The sequence below is a fragment of the Leifsonia sp. Y862 genome (genome assembly GCF_057669585.1).
Window position 1 is genome coordinate 483,016 of the sequence record NZ_JBYHFR010000002.1, and the last position, 18,410, is coordinate 501,425.

Annotated in this window: 13 protein-coding genes; 8 read left to right on the forward strand and 5 right to left on the reverse strand. The window is 65.6% G+C overall.

Going from position 1 to position 18,410, the window contains the following annotated elements; genetic code table 11:
- The first annotated feature begins 54 nt into the window (after positions 1 to 54).
- Positions 55 to 546, forward strand: a complete 492-nt coding sequence (locus tag AC25Z0_RS12325) for a VanZ family protein (protein ID WP_488133389.1) — start codon at positions 55 to 57, stop codon at positions 544 to 546.
- Between the two features lie 194 nt (positions 547 to 740).
- Here AC25Z0_RS12325 and AC25Z0_RS12330 read toward each other — a convergent pair whose 3' ends face one another.
- From AC25Z0_RS12330 to AC25Z0_RS12340, 3 genes are all read right to left on the reverse strand, one after another.
- On the reverse strand, positions 741 to 2,636 hold the full coding sequence (locus tag AC25Z0_RS12330) for a DUF4012 domain-containing protein (protein WP_488133390.1): 1,896 nt from the start codon (positions 2,634 to 2,636) through the stop codon (positions 741 to 743).
- 167 nt (positions 2,637 to 2,803) lie between these two features.
- Positions 2,804 to 4,111, reverse strand: coding sequence for an O-antigen ligase family protein (locus AC25Z0_RS12335; protein WP_488119953.1), 1,308 nt, complete (start codon positions 4,109 to 4,111; stop codon positions 2,804 to 2,806).
- Between the two features lie 18 nt (positions 4,112 to 4,129).
- A complete protein-coding gene (locus AC25Z0_RS12340; protein WP_488133391.1) occupies positions 4,130 to 5,557 on the reverse strand; it encodes an O-antigen ligase family protein in 1,428 nt (475 codons plus the stop codon).
- A gap of 331 nt (positions 5,558 to 5,888) precedes the next feature.
- Here AC25Z0_RS12340 and AC25Z0_RS12345 point away from each other — a divergent pair, with 331 nt between their 5' ends.
- Positions 5,889 to 7,415 carry a hypothetical protein gene (locus AC25Z0_RS12345; protein WP_488133392.1) on the forward strand — a complete coding sequence of 509 codons (1,527 nt, stop codon included), beginning with the start codon at positions 5,889 to 5,891 and terminating at the stop codon, positions 7,413 to 7,415.
- A gap of 162 nt (positions 7,416 to 7,577) precedes the next feature.
- Here AC25Z0_RS12345 and AC25Z0_RS12350 read toward each other — a convergent pair whose 3' ends face one another.
- Positions 7,578 to 8,756 (reverse strand): acyl-CoA dehydrogenase family protein, encoded by a 1,179-nt coding sequence (locus tag AC25Z0_RS12350; protein ID WP_488133393.1) that lies wholly within the window; start codon positions 8,754 to 8,756, stop codon positions 7,578 to 7,580.
- Positions 8,757 to 8,902: 146 nt separating this feature from the next.
- Here AC25Z0_RS12350 and manA point away from each other — a divergent pair, with 146 nt between their 5' ends.
- A complete protein-coding gene (gene manA / locus AC25Z0_RS12355; RefSeq protein WP_488133394.1) occupies positions 8,903 to 10,186 on the forward strand; it encodes a mannose-6-phosphate isomerase, class I in 1,284 nt (427 codons plus the stop codon).
- A gap of 264 nt (positions 10,187 to 10,450) precedes the next feature.
- On the opposite strand, the gene AC25Z0_RS12360 is transcribed toward manA, so the two are convergent.
- A complete protein-coding gene (locus AC25Z0_RS12360) occupies positions 10,451 to 11,410 on the reverse strand; it encodes a GlxA family transcriptional regulator (RefSeq protein WP_488133395.1) in 960 nt (319 codons plus the stop codon).
- A 134-nt stretch (positions 11,411 to 11,544) separates the two neighbouring features.
- Between AC25Z0_RS12360 and AC25Z0_RS12365 the strand changes: the two genes are divergently transcribed.
- The 5 genes from AC25Z0_RS12365 (at position 11,545) to AC25Z0_RS12385 (ending at position 18,193) form a co-directional block, all read left to right on the forward strand.
- Positions 11,545 to 11,682: a hypothetical protein gene (locus AC25Z0_RS12365; RefSeq protein ID WP_488133396.1), complete on the forward strand. Its 138-nt coding sequence runs from the start codon at positions 11,545 to 11,547 to the stop codon at positions 11,680 to 11,682.
- A 294-nt stretch (positions 11,683 to 11,976) separates the two neighbouring features.
- Entirely contained in the window at positions 11,977 to 12,954 is a 978-nt protein-coding gene (gene galE / locus AC25Z0_RS12370; protein ID WP_488119960.1) for a UDP-glucose 4-epimerase GalE, read from the forward strand.
- Between the two features lie 149 nt (positions 12,955 to 13,103).
- A complete protein-coding gene (locus tag AC25Z0_RS12375) occupies positions 13,104 to 13,424 on the forward strand; it encodes a WhiB family transcriptional regulator (protein ID WP_488119961.1) in 321 nt (106 codons plus the stop codon).
- A 91-nt stretch (positions 13,425 to 13,515) separates the two neighbouring features.
- Positions 13,516 to 16,740 (forward strand): glycosyltransferase family 2 protein, encoded by a 3,225-nt coding sequence (locus AC25Z0_RS12380; protein ID WP_488133397.1) that lies wholly within the window; start codon positions 13,516 to 13,518, stop codon positions 16,738 to 16,740.
- The gene (locus tag AC25Z0_RS12385; RefSeq protein WP_488133398.1) at positions 16,730 to 18,193 is read left to right on the forward strand and encodes a DUF5719 family protein; all 1,464 of its coding nucleotides are present in this window, start codon (positions 16,730 to 16,732) and stop codon (positions 18,191 to 18,193) included. The genes AC25Z0_RS12380 and AC25Z0_RS12385 overlap by 11 nt, the downstream gene beginning before the upstream one ends.
- Positions 18,194 to 18,410 lie beyond the last annotated feature (217 nt).

Here is an 18,410-nt window from a genome sequence, read left to right on the forward strand (position 1 = left end):
AACGTGATGGGGACACCGGACAACGGCAATACGCTGTGCAAAAGGAGGGCCTGCATGATTACCGCTGAACCGCCCAAGAGCAGGGCTCGAGTATGGGTCGGCGCACTGACGCTGTCGGGTTACGCTACGATCGTTCTCTTGGCCACGATGTGGCCCACGCCTCTTGATCAGGGTTACGAAGCTTCAATCAACAAACTCTTCTCGGTGATGTACCGCAACGGGGTGCCTCTATGGTTTGGGTACAACAAACTCGAATTCTCGGCCAACGTACTGATGTTCATCCCGCTCGGGTTCCTCGTCGCCTTGCTGCTGCCAGCGCGGGTTTGGTGGTTGGCGCTGATTATCTGCCCTGCGATGTCTATTGCGATTGAGGTGACCCAGGCTTTCGCGCTAAGTGCCCGGTTTGCCACTGTCATCGATGTGGCGTCAAACTCGCTCGGAGCAGTGATTGGCATCCTTATCGCCGTCATACTGCGGGCAATCGTTTATGAGCGCGATCAGAAGATCATTGCGCGTGCGCTTTGGAGTGAGCGCTTCATTCACTAGGCCTTGTTAACCGTCACAATCAATGTGGAGTGGCTGCTGTGGCCGACCCGTAGAGTGGCGCAACAGCCCCATGCTGGCAAGACCTACTTTTCCTGTGTGCCGCCTGACACGCGCCGATCCCCGTCGATCGCATAGTCTCATCGGCAGGTCTACGCCATCGAGTCCAGAAGCGCCGCAGGGCAAGCCAACGATCGCTACTGGGAGGCGCAGCCTTCGGCCTGTACCGTCACTGTGGTTGGATTGAGCATCGGCGTCGTCCAGACTGCAGGGGCCGCATAGTTTCCCTCGGGCCCGGTGAACGTGGCGCTGACCGTTTTGGTCTCTCCTGGCGCCAGCATCACGTAGAAGGTAGCGACAGGTCGGCCGAGATCGGTGCCGGCATAGTCGACGAATGTCTCGGCATCTCCGCCCACGGTGACAGAGTTTCCCGACAGCGTGGTTCCGGGCGGGCCGTACACGAACACCTGAGTCTTGAACTTATTGCTGTCCCATAATTCAACGGAGCCGCTGGCCACGTACGCCGGCAGCGCATCGGCCAGCTCTTCGGTGATGTTCGAGTGCAGGTCCACCGAGGTAGTGAATGTGGGTGTAGGTGAGGTGCAAGCATCCGTTGTGAGGGTTGCCGCGGTCTGCAGGTAGAAGTCCATCTTTGATACAGACATATCGCGGAAGAAAACTCCGGTGGTGCTGGCCTCGTCGTTGGTGGTCGGCAGGATGCCGGACATCGGAGAATTGGCCAGGATCGCCTGTTCTTCAGGATGCGAGCTCCATGCCATGATGCGGTGCTCGGTGACGCCCTGCATCACCGACCCGAGGAGTACCTTGGGTTCCGCGTTTGAGCTCATCAGCGCGCTGAACATGTTCTTCGCTGCTTCCTCGAAGAACGCATCTGTCTGCTTGTATCCATCTGGCCCCTGGTATCGGAAGTAGATCTCGTTGAGTAGCAACGCCACCGCATTGTCAGCGCTGAGCTGATCGCCGGTGCTCATCGCAACCGGGCCGGTGGCGCCGAGAATGTGGGAGAGAGCAACGGGGTCGATCGAAATGACGCCATCCGGGGTGCCGCCAATGTCCTGCTGCCAGAAAGCGGATGCAATGTTCGCGGCCGTCGGGAAATCAGGCCGGCTCGTCGCCAAGTTGAGAGCCAGGTACATGTTGGGGTTGAAGACCGCGGATACTGCGGGGTCGATCGGAATCACGGGGTTGTCGGTACGCCACGGGAAGTCCTGGCTGGATGCCTGGCGGCTGATGCTGATGCCGCCGTTGTCGACGGTGACTTCTGACAGCGCTGCCGCGGTCCCGCCGAGGGCCGTGGTCTCGGCGAGGTTCTCGAAGATGAGGAGATAGGTGCGGGGGCCGTTTGCGCCGAGCATGTCGGGGGCGACGGCCATGATTTCGTTGACCTTTGCGATGAGCGGGTCGGCCGTGGCCAGCATCCCGTTCACTTTGTCGCCGGCAGCCGCGACCTGGCCGATCGTGCCGTCGAAGTCGATCGCAGCCGCCTTGACGGTGGATGCATGGAACGCGGTCGCTGCCGGACCCATCGCGCTGCTCAGCTGCACGATCGGGTCGATGTTGAGCTTGCCGTCAACGGGCTTCAACAGATTCATACTGAGGCCGGAGGCAATGCTGGCCAGCGGCGCAACGGTGTCTTGGGCGATATCGTCGACGACGACGGCGAGCTTGCGCACGGCTGTCAGGTTGGACCCGACGACGGGGAGGAGCTCAGCAGCTCGCCAGGTGGGGTCTTCGGTCTGCTCGACAGCGGTGGTCGTGAGTTCGGAGAGCTTCTTCGAAGTGTCGCCAATGCCGGAGAAGTCCATGCTGGTGGCCTGGTCTTTCACGGTGCCAACGAGACCCTGAGCCTCTTCGAGAGCCGACTTCGCGGTGAGCACGCGCGAAGCGAGCCAACCGCCGGCCACGAGCACACCCACGATGACCAGCCCGCTGGTCGCGAGGATGATCACCTTCTTCCGCGATCCGCGGTGCTTGCGGGCGTGGCGCGCCGCGGTAGCGGGTTCGGATGTCGACGAACGCGCGTCGCTGCTCTTGCGCGCGCGTCGTGCGCGGCCGGTAGTGGAATCGGTCACTTTATGAACCGTAGTGCATTGGCGCGGGAAGCTCGCTGAACGAAGGCTGTGGGTCGGTAGATCGAGGCATTTGCCCAGCAATCGGGGATTTCGCGCGGGGAGTGCTGCGGGATTTCGAGACGCGGCCTCGCGGGCTCGGGCGCTCCTCAATCAGCGGAGCAGTGGGGCTACTCGACCGGCGGGGGAGTGACCTGTGACTTGCGCATCAGCGCTGTGCGCCAGCTCATGCCCTGCGCAGCCTTGACCGCGCAGATGATGAGCAGCAGCCAACCAAACTCCCCGAGGATGTTGCTCTCGGCCAGGCTCGTCGTGAGCAGGATCACCAACACGAGTGCCGGCCAGACAAAAACGACGGGTCGTTTGTCTGAGGCCAACAGCCACGAGCGCACGAACGCGAGAATCACCAAAGCCAGGAAAAGCAGGAAACCGACGAAGCCCAGCTGCAGGTAGACATCAAGGTATGCATTGAGACCGGATGCGTGCGTCTGGTTGGTGCTGAAATCCAGCCAGCCGTAGGGCGTCACCTCGTGCGGCCAGATACCGGCCCAGCCCCAGCCCTCAATTGGATGCACCTTCGTCATCCGCCACATCTCGCGCCACAGCGTGTATCGCACGTCGAACTCACTGCCGGCGTTCATGGCCTGCAGGATGCGTGTACGGCTGATCCAGGCCACGACGAGCACGACGAGGGCCGTCGTCAGCAAGCCGAGTTGCAGCATCCATCGGTTTTCGGCCGGGGTGCGTCGCAACCAGTACAGCGCGGCAGCAGCAACGAGCATCGCCAGCGCAGCCAGGATCATCACGGGGGAGCGGGTGAGCACGAGACAGATGGCTGCCAGCCAGATGGAACCGATCCCCACGCTGCGCGGCACCGACCTGGCGCGCCACTCGATGACGAAGGTCACGCCGGCGATGAGGGCGACGAGTGCCAGCATGTTGCGCGAACCGAAGATGCCTTCAATGGGTCCGAGGTGCGAGATGTTGCCGCGGATGTCGAGGAACGCGATCGGCACATCAAGCAGCAGCCCCGAGAGCACCTCAAGGACGATGGACAGGCCGAGCAGCACGCGAAGCACGTTGCCAACGGCACGCGTGATCTGAATGGTGTCGCGCACGAGCGCGACGTAGATGCCGAGGAAGGCCACCGCCAGCAGGTAGGCGACGCCGACCGCAGTGGACCTGGGGTAGTTGCTCCAGGCGAGAGACACCACCGCCCAGCCGAGGAACAGCAGGATCGAGACCGGGAGCAAGCCATGCCATTCAATGGTGTCGCGGCGAGCGACCATCGACAGCGCGGCCAGCACGACGGTGGCGACCAGAATGCCGATCAGGCCTGGCCAGCCCATCGTGCTGCGAATGAGGTGCGTGGAGAACGCGACGCCAATGATGACCTGGGTGAGCGACGACGCAAACCGCGGCGAAGCCAGCAAGAGCCACAATGGCTCCACTGCGGGGAACTTGCGGCGCGTGGTCATAGGGGATCTACGCTACCGCTACGGCATCGGCGCATTGGTGCGCTGCTGCCGTTTCGTCGTCACGGCCAGCACCACGAGCAGCACCCAACCGGACTCAATCAAAATGCGACTCTCCGCCACGCTCTGGGCGACCAGCGCGGCCATGATCAGCAGCGGCAAGAGAGCGGATGCCGGGACAGGCCCCGGTACGTATCGACCCTCGTTGATTGGGGAGGGAGCCTCCCCGGTGATTGAGGAGCGAGTGCCAGCGAGCGTCTCGAAATCGCGTGAGCCGGTCTCGAGACGGCCGTGGACGGCCTCCTCGACCAGCGAGGGGGTTTCGACCAGCGGAGCATCCACGGCGAGGAACCAGGAGCGCCAGAGCGTCGAGAGCACGAGAGCGGCGAACACGATCAACCCGACAATGCCGAGCTGCAACCACACGTCCAGCCAGGCGTTGTGCGCCTGCAGGTAGGTGACGCCCTTCCGCACGGCGAGACCGTTGAATGGCTCGACCCATGGCGCCCAGTAGCTCACCCAGCCCCAGCCGAAGACGGGGCGCTGGCTCGCCAGGGCGATCACGCTGTTCCAGATGTCAAAGCGTCCGGTGAGGTCCTCGCTCTTGCCGAGCAGCTTCAGCGCGAATGGGCTGAGCGTTGCGACGGCCGCGATACCGACGACGATGAGCGCGGTGGCCGTCGCATAGACAGGTCGACGATGGTTCGGACCGGCGGCACGCGTCCACAGTGCAAAGAGCAGCACGACGACAACGGCAACACCGGCAATCGTCACCGTGGCCGACCGGGTGAGCGCCAGCATGGCGACGGCAAGAACCAGCCAGACGATGCCCCAGCTGCGTTTCACCGTTCGGGCCCGCAGCTGAATGGCGAAAACGATCACAGCCAGCAGCGCCACAAATCCGAGCAGGTTGCGGTTGGCAACGATTCCTTCGATCGGTCCGCCACTGAGCAGCAGTCCGCGAGACCAGTAGAACGCCATCGGGATCTTCTCCGTGCCGTAGTCCACCCAGAACGGCAGCACGGCGTGACGCACGAACACGGCAACGACGAATTCGAATAACAAGGAGAGTCCGAGAATCCAGCGCAGTGCCGCTGACAGGGTGCGGAGCAGTTCTGCCCAGGTCAGAGCCAGGGCGAGGAACAGGGCGACGATTGTGGTGACCAGCTGCAGCAGCACCCCGATCGCGCTTGCCCCAGGGTAGAACGACCAGGCAATCGACAGCGCAGACAATGCGACGAAGGCAACGAGTGATTTGGGAAAGCTGCGCCACATCCAGTCGGGCTTCAGCTGCACCAGCGCCACGATGCACCAGACAAGGACGAGCACACCCACGGCGCCGAAACCCCACCACCCGAGCAGATTGCGCCAGAACTGGCCGGCCAGCAGCGTGAAGAACGTCAGCGTCGCAAGCATACGAACGGCGAAGCGGCTGCGGACGGCTGGCATGTTCCTAGGGTAGTGCGGTCGAGCCGCTCCCTTGGGCGACCGCTCGCAGTGTCCGGTGGGCAAAGATCACAGTTTGACTTTTTCCTTGTAGGAACTCGACAACGTGAACGCACCGGCATCCGCTTGCGTTGGAGCGGATCGCAGAAAATTTGCTACTGCCAGACGGGGTGTGATGTGTGCTGCTACGGTCATCACACTTCAGTGCCTGACCCTCGACCCGGACCACTTTTTCACCCGACCAGCGCTGATTTTCGTTTCCTGCACCCTCTCCGCATAAGAGCGTGCGCGCGCCTTCGTGCGCGCTTCGCGAACCCACTATCAGGAGTACTCAATGATGAGTTCTGCAGCATTTCCCACCGCCAGCCGCAGCGGCGTCGGCCTTCGCATCGCCGCCATCGCGGTGAGCCTCTTATTGGTCGCCATGCTGGTGTTCTTCTTCCTCACAACGGGGAAGCTGGCCAGCGGCGCCGCCGAACTCACCTCGGGCGCCAGCAAGGCCCAGGACGGGTCTACCCAGGTCGCTGACGGTGCGACAGAGCTCGCGGCCGGAGCGTCGACCCTGAGTGACGGAGCCGCCACGGCCGAGAGCGGCGCGGCTGAATTGGCAGCGGGCGCAACCCGGGCCGATGTCGGCGCCCAAAGCGTTGCTGCCGGGGCTGCGAAGGCAGCCGCCGGCGCCGATGACCTGCTCAACGGCTCGCTCACCAGCCTCGACGGCGCCAACCGGCTCGCCATCGGCGCAGGAACCGCCAACGCAGGAGCGCAGTCTGTCGCCTCAGGCGCATCGTCGGCAGCGAACGGCGCTGCCGCGCTGGCTGCGGGCGCCGGTCAGGCCGCTGCCGGTGCTGCCGCACTCGCTGCCGGTGCTGGCGCTGTCGACGCGGGCGCGGTACAACTGCGTGACGGTTCGGCCAGCCTCGTTGCTGGTGCGAGCCAAGTTTCGTCAGGTCTCGCCCAGGCAACCGGTGCCACAGCGCACCCTAATTTGGGCCTCGCCGTCGGTGCGGCCAACGTGGCTGCCGGTGCGAACGTCGTAGCTGTCGGTGCGGAAGGTCTCGCCACCGCGATCGCCAATCTGGCCGCAGGTGCACAAGCAGGCGTAATCGACGCCGCGACCGTCACCGCCAACTTGCAGGCGCTCGCGGTCAAGTCTGCAGAGCTGTCAGGGGGAGCGAAGCAGGTCAACGCCGGCGCGGCCAAGGTCAGCACGGGTGCCAGCGACCTGAACGGCGCACTCCAGCAGCTCAGTGCAGGTGCAGGACTGGTCACCACCGGCTCCCAGAACCTCAATTCTGGTCTCACAGACCTGGCCGCAGGTACCGGCTCACTGTCCGCGGGAGCTGCAACTCTCGCAACAGGGACCGGGTCTGTCTCCGCCGGGGCGCAGTCGCTCAACGAGGGAACAAGCAAACTCGCCGTCGGCGCCTCCTCGTTGGCAACCGGCATCGACACCGTTGCTGTCGGAGCCAGTGCACTCTCCACAGGGGCAGACAAGCTCGCAACGGGTGCAGGCACCCTGCAGAGCGGGGCGCAGACGCTCTCCGCCGGTGCAACCACCCTCGCGGACGGCACGAAGGCACTGGCGGTCGGCTCTTCGACACTGGCCGCTGGTACCGGCAAGCTCTCCGCCGGGGCCGGTGAACTCTCGGCAGGCGCATCAGAACTCGCCGTCGGCACCGTGAAGCTCCAGGATGGCAATAGCCAGGTTGCTGCCGGCACCGTTCAGCTCAAGGACGGTGCAGAAAGCGTGACCGCCGGACGCGCCGCACCCGCCATCGTGCTGGTGCTCGCCCTGCTGCTGGCAGGCACGGCTGCCTGGTTCATCGTCCGCTGGCGTTCGGCACGATCCGCTCGATAGAGCAGCAGACACGATGAGGGCCCGGTTCCAGTGGAACCGGGCCCTCCTTCGTTGGTCGAGGAGGCCGCTCGCGGCCGTCTCGAGACCACCGTGATCCGATTTCGAGACGCGGCCTCGTTCCTCGGTCGCTCCTCAATCAGCGGGGGAGATGGCTACGACGGGTTAGACGAACGCGGCCTTGCCCGTGATGGTGCGGCCCACAATCAGGGTGTTCATCTCCTGGGTGCCCTCGTAGGAATAGATCGCTTCTGCGTCGGCGAAGTGGCGTGCCACGTCGTAGTCGAGCGTGATGCCGTTGCCGCCGAACAGCTCGCGGCACCAGGCCACCGTCTCGCGCATGCGTGACGTCGTATATGCCTTGGCCAGCGCGGAGTGCTCATCGCGCTGGGTGCCGGCGTCGAGCATCTCCGAGACGCGCACCACCATGCCAAGGCTCGCGGTGATGTTGCCGAGGCTCTTGACCAGCAGGTCCTGCACCAGCTGATGCCCGCCGATGGCCTTGCCGAACTGGATGCGCTCCTTGGAATATGCAACGGCCGCCTCATATGCTCCGATGGCATTGCCCACAGCGGCCCAGGAAACCTCGGCGCGGGTGAGGCGCAGCACCTTGGCGGTGTCCTTGAACGAGTTCGCGTTCTGCAGGCGGTTGTGCTCAGGCACGATCACGTTCTCAAGCGTGATGTCAGCGTTCTGCACGCTGCGCAGGCTGATCTTGCCCTCGATCTTCGTGGCGGAATAGCCCTCGGTGTCGGTCGGGACGATGAACCCCAACACCCGCCCGTCTTCGGCATTCTTCGCCCAAATGATGGTGATGTCGGAGAACGTGGCGTTGCCGATCCAGCGCTTTTGGCCGTTGAGGATCCAGCTGTCGCCGTCGCGCGTGGCGATGGTGGTGAGCCCCTGTGCCGAGTCGGAGCCCGACAGTGGTTCGGTCAGTGCGAACGCTCCGACAATCTCGCCGGACGCCATCTTCGGCAGCCACTCGTCGCGCTGTTCCTGCGACCCGGTCACCGAGATCGAGCCCATGGCCAGGCCGTTCTGCACGCCGACGAAGGTGGCAACGGATGCGTCAACGCGCGCCAGTTCCATGGCCACGAAACCACGGAACACAGCCGACGACTCAAACGGGGCGGTCTCCGGCCACGCGAAGCTGAAGATTCCGAGGTTGGCGAGGGGCTTGATGATCTGGGAGGGGAACTCGGCACGATCCCAGCATCCGTTCACGATGGGCCTGACGTCGGTGTCGAGGTAGGCGCGGATGTCGGCCAGCGCCGACTGCTCCCGTTCGGTCAAGAGGCTTTCGTAGCTGTAGAAATCGCTGTCGAGTAGCTCAAATGTCATGCCTGCGCTCCGTTGCATAGTATGCGGCCGCCTCGTGCGGTCGTAGCCGAGGGGTGACCCCCGTCCGAGGTCAGCCTAGAAGTCCGGGCATGTCCGCTCAAAGCGATTGGTAGTTTGGTCTAAACGGAGTAGGTCAGGAGCCAACCATGTTTGTGGGCATCACCAATACACCGCGCGGGTATGCGTGGGGCGCGACGGATGCCATCGCCGCAGCCCTGGGGCGCGCGCCGTCGGGCGCCCCGGAAGCCGAACTATGGTTGGGCGCCCACATCGGGTCGCCCTCGATCATTGCTGAGCCGGTGCAGGTCGGTGGCGCCCGCGACCTCAAGGAGTGGATCGCCGCGGCCCCCGTTGACACCCTGGGCGAGAAGCACGGAACGACGACCACCGGAGAGACGCCGCAACTGCCGTTCCTGCTGAAGCTCCTGGCGGCGGCCAAGCCCCTCTCACTGCAAGCGCACCCCTCAGCAGAACGGGCGCGCCTCGGTTTCGCGCTGGAGAACGCCGCCGGGATGCCGATCGACGGCTTCGACCGCAACTACAAGGATCCGTTCCCCAAGCCAGAACTCATCTACGCGCTGAGTGAGACCTTCGAGGCGCTTTGCGGGTTCCGCACCATCGCAGAGATCCACCGGATCTTCGACGAACTGCGCGCCATCGACGCCACAACGGATGCCCCGCAGGCCGAAGCCCTCGATACCCTCGAGCGCCGACTGGTGGGCGACGACGCCCTGCACGACGTGGTCGAGTGGCTGCTGCGCGACGGACGCGGCGAAGACAGCGGTGAAGTCGTCTGGCTGGTCGAACGGGTCGTGGCGCTCGCCGAGCAGGCACTGTTCCTGGCCGACGGCGGCGCCCACATCAGCTTCCTCCGCGAGCTTGAGACCGTACGCTCGCTCTCTGTCGCGTACCCCGGCGACCCGGGGATCGTGCTCTCGCTGCTGCTCAACCGCGTGTCCCTCAAGCGCGGCGAGGCGCTGTACCTGCCAGCCGGCAACATCCACGCCTACCTGTTCGGGTTCGGCGTTGAGCTGATGGCGGCCTCCGACAACGTGCTGCGCGGCGGCCTCACCGCCAAGCACATCGACGTCGACGAACTGCTCGACGTGCTCGACTTCGCACCGCTGCCGGTTCCGTACCTGGCGCCGCGTGAGGTTTCGCCCGGCGTGAGCGTCTTCACGCCCCCTGTGCCCGAATTCCAGCTCGTGCACATTGAAGCGGATGCGGCTGCCGCCGGCGCCCTCCCTCCCATGCGCCAGGTGGAGCTGGCCGGCCCGGCGATCGCTCTGTGCCTCACGGGCGGGTTCCTGGTGGCGGGGGAGTCGTCGTCGATGGCGCTGAAGCGCGGCGAGGCCGTCTTCATCACGCCCGACGAGGGCACCGTGACGTTCGCCGGCGTCGGCGAGGTCTTCCTGGCGATGCCGCAGTAGCGGACGCGCCCCCGGTGGTCGAGGAGGCCGCCAGGCCGTCTCGAGACCCTTCGGCGCGCCGATGTCGAGACGCGGCCTCGCGTGCTGATTTCATCTGGGCGCGCGCTTTTCCGCTGGGCGCGCGGTTAAACGCGCGCCCAGCGCGTTTTCGCGCGCCAGGATGCGGCGGGAGCGGATTTCGAGACGCGTGCTCGTTCCTCGGTCGCTCCTCAATCAGCGGATGCCGGTGGTCGAGGAGGTCCGCCATGGCCGTCTCGAGACCCGTCAGCTGGCGAGAACGCGCGCCCCGAACGTGCGGCGGTACGCCGTCGGTGTGGTCTGCAGCACCTTCACGAAGTGATGGCGCATGACCGCAGCCCCGCCGAAGCCGGTGTCGGCGGCGATGGACTCCAGACTTCTGGTGGTCTCCTCCAGCAGCTGTTGTGCGCGCAGCAGGCGCTGTCGGTTGAGCCACGCCGTCGGGGTCGTGCCGAGCTCGGCCCTGAACCGACGGGCGAACGTGCGCGACGACATCAGCGACTTGCGCGCCAACTGGTCGACCGTCAGGTCCTGGTCGAGGTTGCCGAGCATCCACTCTGTGATGGCCGCGAACGAGTCGCTCTGGCATTCGACGACCGGCGTCTGGATGAATTGCGACTGCCCGCCGTCGCGCTGGGGAGGCACCACCATGCGCCTGGCGATGATGTTGGCGGCTGCGGCGCCGAGGTCTTTGCGCACGATATGCAGCGCGGCGTCGATGCCGGCTGCCGTGCCAGCGCCGGTGACGACTTTGCCGTCCTCGACGAACAATACGTCGGGGTCGACGATCGTCTGCGGGTATTCGAGGGCAAGCTGGTCGGTGTACATCCAGTGCGTAGTGCTGCGGCGCCCGTCAAGGATGCCGGCTTCGCCCAGCACGAACGCCCCGCTGCAGACGCTGAGCACCCAGGCGCCGCGTGCCTCTGCCTCGCGGACGACCCGCAGGATCTCTGGGTGAACCTCTGTGCCGTATTGGTACGCGGGGATGGCGACGAGGTCGGCATCCGCTGCCCCTGAGAGGTCTTCATGCACCACGATGTCGAAGCCGAGCTTGGTGCGGATGGGGCCTGGCTCTGCGGCGCCGACGTGGAAATCGAAGACGGGGCCGCCCTGGTCGCTCCGGTCGATGCCGAAGACCTCGCAGATTACACCGAACTCGAATGGCGCCATGCCTGGCAGTGCAACGCAGACGATCTTGTTGAGCATTGTCTCGCTCCTTGATTGGCGAATCTGACCGGGAGAACGGATGCCGTCAGCGGTCACGCAGATGGCAGGAATATGTCGATTACTGGCAATCCTGCCACTCGCGGCAGTTAATCGCAATGCGTAGCGTTTCTGCCATGATAATTCTGATGCTGGCCCTCGGGGCCATTGGGTTGTGGGGAGTGATCGAGAGCGTGCGTCGGCTGCGTGGCGATGGCTATGGCACGCCGGAACTGCGAGAACGCAACAGCGGCATGCACCACTCCGCTGGTTGAGGAAGGCCGGTCGCGGCCGCCTCGAAACCTCGTGAGCAGATTTCGAAACCCGGCCACAGTTCAGAGGTCGGCCGGCGATGGTTTCGAGACGCGGCCTCGTTCCTCGGGCGCTCCTCAACCAACGACGCCCACGATGATTTCGACTCGCGGCCTCGTTCCTCGGGCGCTCCTCAATCAACGAAATGTCGAGACACTCTCTGGCGCTCGTTCCTCAATCACGGGAGAGTGCTGCACCCCCCGATAGGGTGGTGACGTCGATCGCACTGGGCGCCGACGGAATGCGAGTAGGCACACATGGCATGGTTGGTCACCGGCGGAGCAGGCTACATCGGGTCGCACGTGGTTCGTGCGTTCCTCGCTGATGGAATCGATGTCGTTGTCGTAGACGACCTGTCGAGCGGCCACGCCGAGTTCGTACCTGCCGGTGTTCCCTTCGTGCAGGGCACCATCCTCGACGCCGACCTCCTGCGCCGCACCTTCGCCGAATACGACATCTCAGGCGTTGTGCACGTGGCCGGATACAAGTACGCCGGAGTGTCAGTGCAGCGCCCGCTGCACACGTACGAGCAGAACGTCACCGCGACAGCCGTGCTGCTGGCCGCCATGGCTGAAGCGGATGTCTCCCGCATCGTCTTCTCCTCCAGCGCCGCCGTCTACGGCACGCCGCACACCGACCTCGTCACCGAGGCCACCCCGAAGAGCCCCGAATCGCCCTACGGCGAGTCCAAGCTCATCGGCGAATGGCTGTTGCGCGACCAGGGCGTCGCTGCCGGCCTCGCCCACACCTCGCTGCGCTACTTCAACGTTGTCGGTTCCGGAGCCCGTGAACTCCGCGACACTAGCCCGCACAACCTCTTCCCGCTGGTCTTCGAGGCGCTGCTGGCCGGCCGCACCCCGCGCATCAACGGCAACGACTACAACACGGCGGATGGCACGTGCGTGCGCGACTACATCCACGTCGCCGACCTCGCCATCTCCCACGTGGCTGCCGCCCGTCGACTGGATGCCGGCGACTCGATCGAGGCCGTCTACAACCTCGGCAGCGGCGACGGCGTATCCGTCGGCCAGATCATGAGCACCGTTGCAGCGGTCACCGGCATCGACTTCACGCCGGAGATCGCACCGCGTCGCGCCGGCGACCCCGACCGCATCGTGGCATCTGGGGAGCTGGCCGCCCGCGACCTGGATTGGGCCATGCGGCACACCCTGGAAGAGATGGTGCAGAGCGCGTGGGAATCCCGGCAGGCCGCATCCGCTGGTGCCGCCGTCTGAAACTAAACTCCCCGACCATTCCCGGCGCGCCTAAACCTTCTATTCATTATTGAGGGTTTAGCATCTGCGACTTGACGAAACATGAACTACACGGGTGTAATTAGTCGTGTCGTTCAATTCGTGGACGATGGCATGAGGGGGGAGACGATATGTCGGCATCAGAATATCGTCCCGGGGTACCCGATGACTGGTTCATCGATCCTGTTCGTCTGGGAGTACCCGGGGTACGACCGAACACTGGGGATGACAACTCCCTCGCTTGGCAGTCTGATTCGCTCTGCGCGCAGACCGACCCTGAAGCCTTCTTCCCTGAAAAGGGTGGCTCGACCAGGGACGCCAAGAAGATCTGTGCCTCGTGCGAGGTTCGCAACCAGTGCCTGCAGTACGCCCTCGCCAACGACGAGCGCTTCGGAATTTGGGGCGGCCTGTCGGAGCGCGAGCGTCGCAAACTGCGGAAGCGCGCTGTTTAGCCCACTTTTCACACCCATTCGCGGGTCGATTTGTGGCGCGCCCACCCGCATCATCGATGCCAGGCACTCTCCGATCTAGGCTGTCCCCGTTATGCAACCGAGAGTCACCGCCATCCTTGTCGCGCGAAATGGCGCGAAGCACCTTGAGCGAACTCTCGAGGCGCTCAGCATTCAAACGCGCCAGCCAGACACGGTCATCGTCGTCGACTGCGGGTCGACCGACTCCACCAGCACGCTGCTCGCTGATTTCGGTCCCACGCATTTCCTGAGCGCGGATGCCGACCTCACGTTCGGGCAGGCCATCGCCGTCGCCGTGCGGATGACCGGGCACCCAGAGTCAGATCACGAGATGTTGTGGCTGCTGGCCCAGGACAGCGCCCCAGAAGCGGATGCCCTCGCGCAGCTTCTCGGCGGACTCGAGATTGCGCCATCCGTTGCCGTGGCCGGTCCGAAGGTCATGGAATGGGATGCGGCAGACTACATCCACGAATTCGGCGAATCCGTCACGCCACTCGGTGCGACTGTCACCCTGGTGGAGAACGAACTCGACCAGGCGCAGCACGACGGACTGAGCGACGTGATGGCCGTGGCCGCCGGCGGAATGCTCGTGCGCCACATCGTCTGGGACCAGCTCGGTGGCTTCGACCCCGGACTGCCCGTTGTCGACGATTCCCTTGATTTCTGCATCCGCGTTCGCCTCGCAGGCCACCGTGTCTCGGTTGTTCCCGCCGCCAGGGTCGCCTCAGCCGGCGACGGTGTCGCGGGTCCGAACGGCTCATCGAGCGGCCGTCAACGTCGCAAGCGCATTCGGGCAGAACGCTCGGCCCAACTGCACCGCAGGCTCGTCTACGCGCCCGTCGGAGCGCTCATCTTCCACTGGCTGTCCCTGGTGCCGCTCGCCATCATCCGCTCGGTGTGGCAGCTGCTGCGCAAGGAGCCAGGCGCCATTCTCGGTGAGTTCGCTGCCGCGTTCGGGGCCGCATTCAACGGGATGCGGGTGCGCAACGCACGCAAGAAGCTCGCGGCAACGAAGAAGGTCGGCTGGGCAGCGCTCGCGCCACTGCGGGTGCCGTCTGCCGAGGTGCGCCGCCGCAACGCCCTGCGCCGCGAGGCCAGCGCCACCACGCTTCGGGGCCTGCGTCCAGAAATCCACTTCTTCGCCACCGGCGGGGCCTGGACCATCATCGTCGCCGCACTTGCCGGCGTCATCCTGCTCGCACCGCTGCTCGGCGCAGGCTCACTGACCGGCGGCGGACTGCTGCCTCTCAGTGCTGAGCTCACCACGCTGTGGCAGAACGCGCTCTATGGCTGGCGCGACATTGGGCTCGGATTCGTCGGCGCGGCCGACCCGTTCGCGGCCGTCGTGGCCATTCTCGGCTCACTGACCTTCTGGGACACGTCGTTCGCCCTCGTGCTGCTGTACCTGCTGGCCCTTCCGCTCGCGGCCTTCGGTGCCTGGATGGCCGCCACCCGGCTCACCCAGCGCGGCAGCCTCCGCGCCATCGCCGCAGCGCTGTGGGTGTTGTCACCGCCGTTCCTGACAGCGCTGGCCACCGGGCGCCCCGCCGACATCATCGTGCACCTCGTGCTGCCGTGGCTGTTCTTCGCCGGGCTGGCCGCCGCCCGTTCCTGGTCGGCCTCTGCCTCTGCCGCACTGCTCTTCGCCGTGATCGTGGCCTGTGCGCCGTCGCTCGCCCCCGCACTGCTCATCGGCTGGCTCATCTGCGTCGTGACGAGCGGCCGCTCCATCATGCGCTTCATCGGCATCCCGCTGCCGGCCCTGGCCCTGGCGCTGCCCCTCATCTGGGACCAGACGCTCCGCGGCAACTGGCTCGCCCTCATCGCAGACCCCGGCGTGCCGATTCCCTCAGCGGATGTCTCGGTGTGGCAACTGCTGATGGGCTTCCCGACCGGCGACCTGGGGGGCTGGGCGACGCTGCTGGTTGCGGCCGGCGTGCCCCTGGCGACAGCCCAGATCGTGATCCCAGCGCTGCTGGCCCCGCTGGCACTGCTCGCCCTGGCCGCGCTCTTCCTCCCCGGCTCCCGGGCCGCAACGTTCTCGCTCGTCGCCGCGCTGCTGGGCTTCGGCACGGCCGTTGCCGCCAGCCACATCGCGGTCGCCACCGCGGGCTCAGAGTCGGTCGGCGTCTGGACGGGCTCAGGCCTCAGCCTCTACTGGCTCGGCATCATCGGTGCCGTCATCTACACGCTCCGCAACATCAGGCGGTTCGCCCTGGTGCCCGCGCTCGTCGTCGCGCTCACGGTCGCCGTCGTCGCCGCGCCGCTGGCCGCTTCCCTCCAGCTCGGCACCTCGGTGGTCAGCGCAGGGTCTGAGCGCACCCTCCCCGCCTTCGTCAGCGCTGAGGCGCAGACCGACCCACGCCTCGGCACGCTCGAAATCGTGCCGCAGCCCGACGGCGGCATCCTGGCCAATGTCATCCGCGGCAATGGTGACACCCTCGATGCCCAGTCAACGCTCGCCAGCACGGAATCAGCGCTGAGTATCGAGCAGGAGGAGCTGGCTGTGCTGGCCGGCAACCTCGTCTCACGCAGCGGTCTGGATGCCTCTGAGGGGCTTGCCGAGTTCGGGATCCGCTTCGTGCTGCTTCGGCCGCCGGCGGTCGAGCCCGGCGTGCTGGGCACCACGGTGAAGCCCACGAGCAATGCTGCAGCGACCGAGCTCAGGGCGAACACCGCGCTGAACGCCAACGCAGCCCTTGCCCAGGTCGGCGAGACCGCATTCGGCCAGCTGTGGCGGAACGACGGTGCAGTCGACCCGGACGCCGGAGCGATCCCGGTGAATGCCGGCGGCGTCATCGGCCTCATCTTCACGATCATTGCTCTCGTGGTCATCGGTGCGACCATCTTGCTCTCCATTCCCACCGGGGCAGGCCGCGAGGCTGTTCGCCAGGCCAACCGCGATGCCATCCGCCAGAACGCGCGGGCGACGGCCAAGCTGAAGCGCGCCGAGCGCTCGCGTGGCGTTGGCACCGGCACCGGCAGGGGCGCGCGGAACGGTGCGAACGGCACTGGGCCAATCGACACAGGGCCCGTCGACACCGGAGAAATCGACACCGGGGCGATTGAGACCGGAAGTCGCGACCAGGGCGACGTTGATACGCGTTCGGTCGAGGTGGCATCCGTCGATGCTGCTGGCACTGCGCCTGCCTCTGCCTATTCAGACTCTGCCCATTCAGACGCTGCCTATTCAGATTCTGCCTATTCAGACGCTGCCGACCCAGGTGCAGCCGATTCGGCGCCACCCACCGGCGCCTACCCGCATATTCAGCACGAGGAGAACCACGATGCCAAGTAAGCGCGGAGTTGCCCTGGCGGGCGCTCGAGCGGTCGCCGGAGTCATCGGTATTGGTATCGCCGTCGTTGCCGTGAGCGCATCGACCCTCATCACCTGGCCAAGCGTCGCGGCCTCGCCGCCATCCGCTCTCGTGGTGCCGCAACCCGCTGAGCTGCAGCGGGTGTGTCCAGGTCCCCTGCTGACCCTGGCTGAGGATTCCAGCCAAGCGGATGCTGCCACCTCCGTTGGCGCCGCCACCAGCGTGTACGCCGCGCGAGCCGTGACCGACAGCGCCGATCTCGGTGAGGTGATCGAGGCATCCGCTGCTGATATCGACGCGGTCGACAACGCCAAGGGCGCCGAGAATGGCGCGCCCGTGCTGGTCACCGTGCCTGCGGAGGACGGCGACATGACGGTGCCGCTCGTCGCTGGCAGCCAGTCGCAGACCGCAGCCAGCGAGACGATCGGCGGCTTCGCTGCTGCCGCATGCACAGAGGCGTCGGCTGACGCGTGGCTGGTCGGCGGCTCCACCGACATCGGAAACACTAGCCTGCTGCTGCTCAGTAACCCAACGGAAGTCGCCGCCACCGTCGACCTCGTCGTGTACTCGGAGACCGGCGTCGTGAGTGCGCCGGGCGCGACTGGCATCCTGGTTCAGCCGGGAACGCAGCGGATCATCTCGCTCGCCGGTCTCGCCCCCAACGTCAAGTCGCCCGTCGTGCAGGTGTCCTCACGTGGCGGCCAGGTTACCGCAACGCTCGAGCAGAGCGTCATTCACGGCATCGTGCCGCGCGGCGTCGAGATGATCGGCGCGACGTCAGGACCGGCGACGAGCCAGGTCATCACCGGGATGACGGTGTCTGCCGCAGCGGCCGGCGCCAGCTCGACCGACAGCGGGGGAACGGCTGCCCCGAGCATCCGCCTTTTGGTGCCGGGTGACGAGGGCTCCACCGTGCAGATCGGACTCGCCAGCGAAGACGGTTCTGCCACGGGCACGTCGCTGCAGGTTGACCTGCAGCCCGGTGTCGCCACCGAGGTTCCGCTTGAATCGCTGTCGCCCGGCAGCTTCACGGTTACCATCGACTCCGACGAGCCCATCGTTGCCGCGGCCCAGACGCAGGCGGCCGGTACCACCGCGCAGGACTTCGCCTGGTTCGTCGCTTCAGAGGCGCTGGCCGCTGACTTCCTGGTCGCCGTCGCCCCCGGCCCATCGCCGACGCTGCACCTCTTCAATTCAGACACAGCGGATGCCGCCATCACGATCACCCCGAACGCCGGTGGGGATGCGACCACGGTCACGGTTCCCGCCAGCGGCTCTGCGGTGGCCGCCGTGCAGGCATCCGGCACCTATGCGGTGACGGGCGGCGAGGGAATCTCCGCCTCGGTGAGCTACCTCGGCGATGGGCAGATCTCGGCGTTCAGCCTTCGTCCGCCCGGCTCGCTCGCCTCGGAGATCCGCGTCTTCGCCCACTAGCCGTCTGCGCTGGCGCTCCCGCTGTCCCTCCCCGCTGATTGAGGAGCGCGCGACGCAGGAGCACGCGTCTCGAAATCTGCGCGTTAGCGTTCAGCGTTCAGGAGCACGCGTCACGAATTCCGCGCGTTCAGGCGGAGAAAATGCGACACGCCGCGTGAAAGTGGCGCCGCGCCTCGGCGAGTCGCAAAATCTCCGCTTGGAGTGGCATCCGCTGTGT

Excerpts from the sequence above, each read along its gene's own strand:
- AC25Z0_RS12325 (WP_488133389.1), top strand. The coding sequence starts at position 55 with ATGATTACCGCTGAACCGCCCAAGAGCAGGGCTCGAGTATGGGTCGGC.
- AC25Z0_RS12335 (WP_488119953.1), bottom strand. The coding sequence starts at position 4,111 with ATGACCACGCGCCGCAAGTTCCCCGCAGTGGAGCCATTGTGGCTCTTG.
- AC25Z0_RS12340 (WP_488133391.1), bottom strand. The coding sequence starts at position 5,557 with ATGCCAGCCGTCCGCAGCCGCTTCGCCGTTCGTATGCTTGCGACGCTG.
- AC25Z0_RS12345 (WP_488133392.1), top strand. The coding sequence starts at position 5,889 with ATGATGAGTTCTGCAGCATTTCCCACCGCCAGCCGCAGCGGCGTCGGC.
- AC25Z0_RS12350 (WP_488133393.1), bottom strand. The coding sequence starts at position 8,756 with ATGACATTTGAGCTACTCGACAGCGATTTCTACAGCTACGAAAGCCTC.
- manA (WP_488133394.1), top strand. The coding sequence starts at position 8,903 with ATGTTTGTGGGCATCACCAATACACCGCGCGGGTATGCGTGGGGCGCG.
- AC25Z0_RS12360 (WP_488133395.1), bottom strand. The coding sequence starts at position 11,410 with ATGCTCAACAAGATCGTCTGCGTTGCACTGCCAGGCATGGCGCCATTC.
- AC25Z0_RS12365 (WP_488133396.1), top strand. The coding sequence starts at position 11,545 with ATGATAATTCTGATGCTGGCCCTCGGGGCCATTGGGTTGTGGGGAGTG.
- galE (WP_488119960.1), top strand. The coding sequence starts at position 11,977 with ATGGCATGGTTGGTCACCGGCGGAGCAGGCTACATCGGGTCGCACGTG.
- AC25Z0_RS12375 (WP_488119961.1), top strand. The coding sequence starts at position 13,104 with ATGTCGGCATCAGAATATCGTCCCGGGGTACCCGATGACTGGTTCATC.
- AC25Z0_RS12380 (WP_488133397.1), top strand. The coding sequence starts at position 13,516 with ATGCAACCGAGAGTCACCGCCATCCTTGTCGCGCGAAATGGCGCGAAG.
- AC25Z0_RS12385 (WP_488133398.1), top strand. The coding sequence starts at position 16,730 with ATGCCAAGTAAGCGCGGAGTTGCCCTGGCGGGCGCTCGAGCGGTCGCC.